Source organism: Vreelandella boliviensis LC1 (genome assembly GCF_000236035.1).
Taxonomy (GTDB): Bacteria; Pseudomonadota; Gammaproteobacteria; order Pseudomonadales; family Halomonadaceae; genus Vreelandella; species Vreelandella boliviensis.
On record NZ_JH393275.1, the window covers coordinates 1 to 591 of the forward strand.

At 52.6% G+C, this 591-nt stretch carries 1 protein-coding gene; it reads left to right on the top strand.

Annotated features, from left to right (window positions below; all coding sequences use genetic code 11):
* Positions 1 to 591, top strand: a 591-nt coding sequence (locus KUC_RS18990; protein WP_040481836.1) for a transposase, incomplete at both ends; no start/stop codon positions are given.

The following is a 591-nucleotide window of genomic DNA, read 5'->3' on the forward strand; positions in this document are numbered from 1 at the left end:
CTGATTCGGCATCACCTACTGGAGCACTACGCGCGTGATGAGGCCGAGACGGAAGCCGATCTGGATTGGGATATCCGGCGGGCCAAGACGATTCTCTCGCTAGATGCCGCTATGAAAAAAGTGGATCGTTTCCTAAAGACGCACAGTCCAAGGATGGGCCAGGGGAAGCGAATCAAGGAAGTGAAGAGCAACCTCACCGATAACGAAAGTGCCAAAATGACCACCAGCAAGGACACGATTCAAGGCTATAACGGCGTAGCCACGGTGGATAAAAAACACCAGATCGTTATTGATGCCCAGGCCTTTGGCAAAGGCCAGGAAAACCACACTTTGCAGCCCGTACTGGAAACGGTCGAAGCCCGTTTTAAGAAGCTAGGCATTGCGGACAACATCTACCAGAAAGGCACCGTCGTCACCGCAGATACTGGCTTTGCCAATGAGGCCAATATGAAGTATCTGCACGAACGACAGATCAACGGCTACATCCCCGATAATCAGTTCCGCAGCCGAGATCCGAAGTTCGCCGACCAGAAAGACAAATACGGCAAGCGCCACCAGAACTTACCAGATAAAGGCTGGCGAGAGACGACG